This window comes from Kitasatospora sp. NPDC059803 (assembly GCF_042732255.1).
In the GTDB taxonomy this organism is placed as follows: Bacteria; Actinomycetota; Actinomycetes; order Streptomycetales; family Streptomycetaceae; genus Kitasatospora.
In genome coordinates this window covers 1-8,336 of sequence record NZ_JBHWIJ010000351.1, presented here as the reverse complement: position 1 = coordinate 8,336, position 8,336 = coordinate 1, and the positions used below count along the sequence as shown (strand labels likewise).

Below are 8,336 nucleotides of genomic sequence, written 5' to 3'. Positions count from 1 at the left end.
TCCCCCCGACGCCGGCCCCCACCACGCCCCCCGCCCCCCCCCGGACCCGCCGCCCGCCCGGTCCGGGGCGGGGGACAATGGCGGGGTGATCAGTAGCCCCGTTCTCGACCAGACCCGCCTCGCCAAGTTGCGTGAGGCGCTGCTCGCCGCCTCGTTCACCGCCGATGGCTGCCTCGACCTGCTCGGGCCCACCGGCTATGCGGCGTTGGCCCGTAGCGAGGCCGTGCCGGCGCTGCGGGCGACCAGGGGCGGCAGCCCGCTGGAGACGCTGGTCCGGCTGTTCCTGCTCCAGCAGCCGGTGCCGTACCGGGTGGCCGCGGCCGCGCTGCCGGTCGAGGACTGCCTGGCCGACGGCTGGCTGCGCTCCGACGGTGAGCTGGTGCGGGCGACGGTGGACGTCCGGCCGTACGCCAACGAGGTGGCCGGGATGGACAGTTCGGACGCCTGGGTGGTGTCCGACCTGGGCTGCGCGGTGGGTGGCGCGGGCGGTATCGGATCCGGCGAGACCGCGCACGGGGTGGCCCGCAAGGACCTGGTGCTCGGGGTCGGCGGCGCGTCGACGACGCTGGCCAACATCACCGTGCGCCGTCCGGTCCGGTCCGCGCTGGACCTCGGTTCGGGTTCCGGTGTGCAGGCGCTGCACGCGGCCCGGCACGCCGGGCAGGTGACCACCACCGACCTGAACCCCCGCGCGCTGCGCTTCTCCGAGCTGACCCTGGCGCTGTCCGGTTTCGAGCGGCGGGAGGCACTCACCGGCAGCCTCTTCGAGCCGGTCGGGGAGCGCCGGTTCGACCTGATCGTCTCCAACCCGCCGTTCGTGATCTCGCCGACCGGCCGGTTCACCTACCGCGACGGTGGCATGGCCGGCGACGACCTGTGCCGCAGCCTGGTCCGCTCGGCCGCCGACCACCTGGAGCCGGGCGGCTACTGCCAGTTGCTCGCCAACTGGCAGCACGTCAAGGGCGAGGACTGGCACGAGCGGCTGGCCGGCTGGGTGGCGGGCACCGGACTGGACGCCTGGATCGTCCAGCGGGAGGTCCAGGACGTCGCCCAGTACGCCGAGTTGTGGCTGCGGGACGGCGGCGATCACCGCGGTCCGGGCGGCGACTACCAGGCCCGGTACGGCGAGTGGCTGGACGCCTTCGAGGCGGGCCGGGTCGAGGGCATCGGCATGGGCTGGATCACCCTGCGGGCGAGCGGCGCGGAGCGCCCGACCGTCCGGGTGGAGGAGTGGCCGCACCCGGTGGAGCAGCCGCTGGGCCCGCACATCGAGGAGTGGTTCGACCGGCAGGACTTCCTGCGTTCGCACGACGACGCGGGCCTGCTCGCGACCCGTTACGTGCTGGCCGACGAGGTGGTCCAGGAGCAGGTCGGCGAGCCGGGCGCGGAGGACCCGGAGCACGTGATCCTGCGTCACAACCGGGGCATGCGGCGGGCCACCAAGGTGGACACGGTGGGTGCCGGTTTCGTCGGGGTCTGTGACGGTTCGCTGTCGGCGGGCGAGATCGTGGACGCCATCGCGCAGTTGCTCGGCGAGGACCGGGTGGTGCTGCGGGACCGGGTGCCCGAGTCGCTGCGGCTGCTGACCGAGCAGGGGTTCATCCGCCCGGCAGGCTGACCCGGTTCACCTGGCGCGGCGCGCCTGACCCGCGGCGCACCCGGCGCACCCGGCGCGGCGTCCTCGGGGTGATGCACCCGGGCGCGGCGCCCTCGGTGCGGCGCCCCTGGCGGGGGCGGTCGGCGCCGGTTCACCTTCCCGTACTCCCCGGTTCGTCCGGCGGTCTCCGGTCGGCCGCCGCGCGTTGGCCCCCTGCTGTGAGGCTCTGTCCACAGGCTGTGGACAGAGCTGGGGAGCCGGGGGCCAGGGGTGGACACGACGACGGCGACGGTGGGCGGGCTGGTGCTCGCCCTCTTCGGTGGCGTGCTGCTGCTCTGGTGCGCCGCCGAGGTGCGCCTGCGCCACCGGATGCGCCGCTCGGGGGCGTCGGCGGTGGCCACGGTCGTGGCCGAGGACGAGGCGCACGGCCAGCTCGACAGCGCCCCGCTGCTCTCCTTCTCCGTCCTGCCCCCGGCCGAAGGGGCCGGAGCGGGCCGGATCGCCGAGCTGGTGCTCACCCGTCCGCGCGGACACACCCCGCTGCGCCGTCCGGACCGCTTCACTCCGGGCGCCCCGGTGCGGATCTGCTACGACCCGCGCCGCCCGAGCCGGGTGGTGCTGGCGGCCGGGGAGGTCCGCCGGGCCGCCGTCGCCGACCTGCTGTGGAGCGTGCTCGGCATGGGTTGTCTGGCGGCGGGTGCCGGGCTGCTCGTGGCGGTCAACGGCTGAATCCTGGGCGTATGCCCGACCCCGGTCGGGCTCGCCGGGAACCGGTGGCCGGCGCTCTGCGGAGGCCCCGCTGCGGCCCTCCGTGGGGCCGTCGATATTCCGTTGACAGATTTTGAAATCCGTCATTCCATCCTCCGGAACCCGCCGAACCCCCCCTCCACGGGGCGCGAACCTCTGTCATCGGGTTACCGTTCGAGTGGCGTCGGTGAGCCCGGCAAAGTGAAAACGCGGGATCCTTCCGTTTGACAAGAGTGGCCGGGGTACGGTCACACTCCGCTGGTGGGGTCGTCGTACAGCGGCAGCCCCGGGGCGGTGGAGGGGTCGGGCGGAGCGCAGCCCGTGCTGCCGGCGCCGACCAGCCCAGATAAGGACCGGGAGAGAAGAGCGAAGGTGTCCCCGAGCAGCGAGACCGCGCACGGACAGCGACTCGTCATTGTCGAGTCGCCGGCCAAGGCGAAGACGATCAAGGGCTACCTGGGCCCCGGCTACATCGTCGAGGCGAGCGTCGGGCACATCCGCGACCTCCCCAGTACCGCGGCGGAGGTCCCGGACAAGTACACCGGCGAGGTGCGCCGCCTCGGGGTGGACGTCGACCACGACTTCGCCCCCATCTACGTGGTCAACGCGGACAAGAAGTCCCAGGTCAGCAAGTTGAAGTCGCTGCTCGCGGAGTCCGACGAGCTCTTCCTCGCCACCGATGAGGACCGCGAGGGCGAGGCCATCGCGTGGCACCTCCAGCAGGTGCTCAAGCCCAAGGTGCCGGTGCACCGGATGGTCTTCCACGAGATCACCAAGACGGCGATCCAGGAGGCGGTGGCCAACCCGCGCGAGCTCAACCAGCGCCTGGTCGACGCCCAGGAGACCCGCCGCATCCTCGACCGCCTCTACGGCTTCGAGGTCTCGCCGGTGCTGTGGAAGAAGGTCATGCCGAAGCTCTCGGCGGGCCGGGTGCAGTCCGTCGCGACCCGGCTGGTGGTCGAGCGCGAGCGCGAGCGGATCGCCTTCCGCACCGCCTCGTACTGGGACCTGGTCGGCACCTTCGGTACCGGCCGCACCCCGGCCGACGCGGCCAACCCGGAGACCCTCGGCGCCCGCCTGTCCTCGGTGGACGGCAAGCGGATCGCCACCGGCCGCGACTTCGGCTCGGACGGCCGACTGAAGGCCGGCAGCGCCAACACGCTGCACCTGGACGAGCAGGCCGCCCGGCAGCTGGCCGCCGCCCTGGAGCAGACCGCGTTCAGCGTCCGCAGCGTCGAGTCCAAGCCCTACCGCCGCTCGCCGTACGCGCCGTTCCGCACCACCACGCTCCAGCAGGAGGCCAGCCGCAAGCTGGGCTTCGGCGCCAAGCGGACCATGCAGGTGGCCCAGAAGCTGTACGAGAACGGCTTCATCACCTATATGCGCACCGACTCCACCACGCTGTCGGAGACCGCGATCTCCGCCGCCCGCGCGCAGGTCACCCAGCTGTACGGGGCCGACTACCTGCCGGACGCCCCGCGCACCTACGCCAGCAAGGTCAAGAACGCGCAGGAGGCGCACGAGGCCGTCCGCCCCTCCGGCGACCGCTTCCGCACCCCCGCCGAGACCGGCCTGACCGGTGACGACTTCCGGCTCTACGAGCTGATCTGGATGCGCACCGTCGCCTCCCAGATGAAGGACGCGGTCGGCCAGTCGGTGACCGTCAAGGTCGGCGGCGCGTCCGCGGACGGCCGTGACGTCGAGTTCTCCGCCTCCGGCAAGATCATCACCTTCCACGGCTTCCTCAAGGCCTACGTCGAGGGCGCGGACGACCCGAACGCCGAGCTGGACGACCGCGAGCGCCGGCTGCCGCAGGTCGTCGAGGGCGACCCGCTGGCCGCCGAGCAGCTCACCCCCGAGGGCCACGCCACCAAGCCGCCGGCCCGCTACACCGAGGCCTCGCTGGTCAAGGAGCTGGAGGACCGGGAGATCGGTCGCCCCTCCACCTACGCGTCGATCATCGACACGATCATCCAGCGCCGGTACGTGTTCAAGAAGGGGACGGCGCTCGTCCCGTCCTTCCTCTCCTTCGCCGTGGTCAACCTCCTGGAGAAGCACTTCGGCCGGCTGGTCGACTACGACTTCACGGCCAAGATGGAGGACGACCTCGACCGGATCGCGGCCGGCGAGGCCAAGTCCGTGCCGTGGCTGAAGCGCTTCTACTTCGGCGAGGGCGACGGCCACGCGACCGGCGGCGCCGCCGAGGCCGGCAACGGCGACGGCGACCACCTGGGCGGCCTGAAGGAACTGGTCACCGACCTCGGCGCGATCGACGCCCGGGAGATCAGCTCGTTCCGGATCAGCGACGACATCACCCTGCGGGTCGGCCGCTACGGCCCGTACGTCGAGCGCGCCTCCGACGTCGAGGGCGAGCCCGGCCAGCGCGCCGACATCCCCGACGAGCTGCCGCCGGACGAGCTCACCGTCGAGCTGGCCGAGGAACTGCTGGCCAAGCCCAGCGGCGACTTCGAGCTCGGCCCGGACCCGGTCAGCGGCAACATGCTGGTCGCCAAGGACGGCCGCTACGGCCCCTACGTGACCGAGATCCTGCCCGAGGGCACGCCCAAGACCGGCAAGAACGCGGTCAAGCCGCGCACCGCCTCGCTGCTGAAGACGATGTCGCTGGACGCCGTCACCCTGGAGGACGCGCTGCGGCTGCTCTCGCTGCCGCGCGTGGTCGGCGCCGACGCCGAGGGCGTGGAGATCACCGCGCAGAACGGCCGCTACGGCCCGTACCTCAAGCGCGGCACCGACTCCCGCTCGCTCACCGACGAGGAGCAGATGTTCACGGTCACCCTGGAGGAGGCCCTGGCCATCTACGCCCAGCCCAAGCAGCGCGGCCGGGCCGCCGCCGCCCCGCCGCTCAAGGAGCTGGGCACCGACCCGGTCAGCGAGCGTCCCGTCGTGGTCAAGGACGGCCGCTTCGGGCCGTACGTGACCGACGGCGAGACCAACGCCACGCTCCGCAAGGACGACGAGGTCGAGACCATCACGCCGGAGCGCGGCTACGAGCTGCTCGCCGAGAAGCGGGCGCGCGGGCCGGTGAAGAAGACGGCGAAGAAGGCCCCGGCGAAGAAGGCCCCGGCCAAGAAGGCGACGGCGACCAAGACTGCGGCCACCACGACCGCGGCCGCGAAGAAGACCGCCGCCAAGAAGACCGCGACGAAGGCGACCGCGGCGAAGAAGACGGCGGCCAAGAAGACCGCCGTCGGGAAGGCCGCGGCCACCGACGAGGGCTGATCTCCTCCGGATCCTCCGGCAGGGGGCTCCGTCGGTGCCGCTGCCAGCGCCTCCGCCAGTGCCCCGCCAGCGCTTACGGGCCCGCGACCCCACCCCGGGGACGCGGGCCCGAGGCCGGTCGGACGGTGTGCGCGGAACGTCACAACCCGGTGATGAGCGGGATCCGGAACCCCGTTCATCTCATTCCGGTCAACCCCAGCCCGCTACGCTGACCGTATGACGAGCGAGGAGCAGCCCACCCCCAGCGCCGCCCCGGCCGCCCGCGACGCCACGTCCGGGCTGCCCGAGGTCGCGCCAGCCGGGACCCCGGTCGACCGGGCTCGCGCGCTGCTGCGGACGCGCCCCTACCGGCGCCTGTGGACCACCCAGCTGATCGGCGGCACCGCCGACCGGCTCGGCCTGCTGGTGCTGCTCGCGCTCACCGTGATCGCCGTCGCCCTCGGCGGTCAGCTCGGCGCCTTGCCGCGCAGCCTCGCCTTCGCCGTCACGGCGGTCCTCGCCGTCCGGCTGGCGGCCACCGGGCTGGTCGGCGTCGCGCTGCTCGGACCGGTGCACCGACTGGTCGCCGGCCGGCTGGACCGGCGCTGGACGCTGTTCGGCGCCGACGCGCTGTGCGCCCTGTTGATCGGCCTCGCCCCCTGGTGGACCGTCTGGCTGGGCTCCGGCCCGAAGCCCTCCGGCGCCGCCGCCTACGTCCTGCTCGCCACCGTGTTCGTCACCGGTGCCGCCGAGCGGGTCCGGGGGATCGCCAAGGACGCCGCCGTCCCGGGCCTGCTGCCGCCCGCCGATCCGTACGCCCCCGCCGCCGAGCAGCGGCCCGCCGCCGCCCACCTGGACACCGTCCGGAGCATCGACCGCTTCACCGGCTGGGCCACCCTGCCGCTCGCGGCCGCCGGCCTGGTCGCCCTCACCCTGCTGAACAACATCGGCGCCGCTCTCGGCTCGGACTGGCTCCGGGCCCACCAGGTCACCTTCGCCGCGCTCGGCGCGGCCGGCCTGTTCGCCGCCTCGGCCGCCCGCGACTACCTCCAGCAGCTGCCCGTCGGCCCGGTGGCCGTCGCCCCGCACTCGCCGCTGCAGGGCCTGCGCGCCCCCACCGACGCCACGCCCGGCCCCGCGCTGAGCAAGGGCCGCACCGGCAGCGCCCCGTACTTCACCTTCGCCGTCGCCGCCGGGTACGCCTCGATGGCCGGCGTCGCCGCGCTCGCGCTGCTCACCGCCGCCGAGCACCGGGCCGGGCCGATCGGCTACGGCCTGCTGGTCCTCGCCGCCACCGCGGCGCCCGCCCTCGGCTCCCGGCTCACCCGGGCCACGCTGCCCGCGCTCTCCCGCCGCCGCCTGCTCGCGCTGGCGCTGCTCACCGAGGGTGTGGCGCTGATCCTGGCCGGGCTGGTGCTGGACTTCGTCCTCGTCCTGGCCCTCATCGTGCTGGCCGGCCTCACCGCCGGGATCGTCGTCTCCGCCGGGCGCACCCTGCTCGGCCAGGAGGTCGAGGAGGCCCGGCTGCCGAAGGTCACCGAGCACCTGTACGCGGTGCTGCGGGTCGTGGTCGGCGCCGCGCTGGTCATCGTCCCGCTGATCGCCGCGGCGTACGGGGACGTCGAGTACGGCACGGTCGAGCCCGGCTCGTTCACCTTCATCCACGGCGGTGCGGCCCTGGCCGTCGCCACCTCGGGGCTGCTCACGCTGGTCCTCGCCGCCGTCGTCCTGCTGCGGACCGACGACCGGCGCGGCACCGCGCCCTTCGGCCGGGACCTGGTCGACGCGGTGCGCGGCGCCGTCGGCCCGGCCCCGCGCCAGGGCGCCGGTACCGGCTTCTTCATCGCCCTGGAGGGCGGCGACGGCGCCGGCAAGTCCACCCAGGCCCAGGCGCTCGCCGAGTGGATCCGCGGCAAGGGGCACGAGGTCGTGCTCACCCGCGAGCCCGGCGGCAGCCCGGTCGGCCAGCGGCTGCGCGGCCTCGTCCTGGACGTCGGCAACACCGGCCTGTCGCACCGCGCCGAGGCGCTGATCTACGCCGCCGACCGGGCCGAGCACGTCGAGAACGTCATCCGGCCGGCCCTCGCCCGCGGCGCCGTGGTGATCACCGACCGGTACATGGACTCCTCCATCGCCTACCAGGGCGCCGGACGCGACCTGGCCGCCACCGAGGTCGCCCGGATCTCCCGCTGGGCGACCGGCGGGCTGCTGCCCGACCTGACCGTCGTCCTGGACGTCGACCCGACCAGGGCCCGGGAGCGCTTCACCGAGGCGCTCGACCGGCTGGAGTCCGAGCCCACCGAGTTCCACCAGCGGGTCCGGGCCGGCTTCCTCGCCCTCGCGGCCGCCGACCCGGCGCGCTACCTGGTCGTCGACGGCAGCCAGGCCCCCGGCTTCGTCACCACCGCCATCCGGCACCGGCTCGACCGCGAGCTGCCGCTCTCCGAGCAGGAGAAGGACGCCCGCGCCGAGCAGGAGCGGCTCGCCCGCGAAGAGGCCGAGCGGCGCGCCGCCGAGGAGGCCCGCAAGAAGGCCGAGGCCGAGGCCGCCGAGCGCAAGCGGCAGGAAGTGCTGGCGCAGCTGCGGGCCGAACAGGCCGAGCAGGAGCGGCTGGCCAAGGAGGAGGCCGAACGGGCCGCCGCCGAGGCCCGGCGCAAGGCCGAGGAGGAGGCCCGCCGTCGGGCGGAGGAGGAAGCCCGCCGCCGCGCCGAGGAGGAGGGCCAGCGGAGGGCCGCGGCGGAATCCCGGGGGGCCGCGCAGGCCCCCCCGCGCA

4 protein-coding genes are annotated in these 8,336 nt (G+C 74.2%); all 4 read left to right on the top strand.

Features of this window, described 5'->3' with window-relative positions; translation table 11 throughout:
• Positions 1-85 precede the first annotated feature (85 nt).
• Complete coding sequence (locus ACFV6I_RS34885) at positions 86-1,618, top strand: methyltransferase (protein WP_063348696.1); 1,533 nt, start codon at positions 86-88, stop codon at positions 1,616-1,618.
• A gap of 249 nt (positions 1,619-1,867) precedes the next feature.
• Positions 1,868-2,326: a DUF3592 domain-containing protein gene (locus tag ACFV6I_RS34880; protein WP_063348697.1), complete on the top strand. Its 459-nt coding sequence runs from the start codon at positions 1,868-1,870 to the stop codon at positions 2,324-2,326.
• 390 nt (positions 2,327-2,716) lie between these two features.
• A complete protein-coding gene (gene topA, locus ACFV6I_RS34875) occupies positions 2,717-5,584 on the top strand; it encodes a type I DNA topoisomerase (protein WP_380429860.1) in 2,868 nt (955 codons plus the stop codon).
• 216 nt (positions 5,585-5,800) lie between these two features.
• Positions 5,801-8,336: dTMP kinase (gene tmk / locus ACFV6I_RS34870; RefSeq protein ID WP_380429857.1), on the top strand; the 2,536-nt coding region annotated here is incomplete at its 3' end.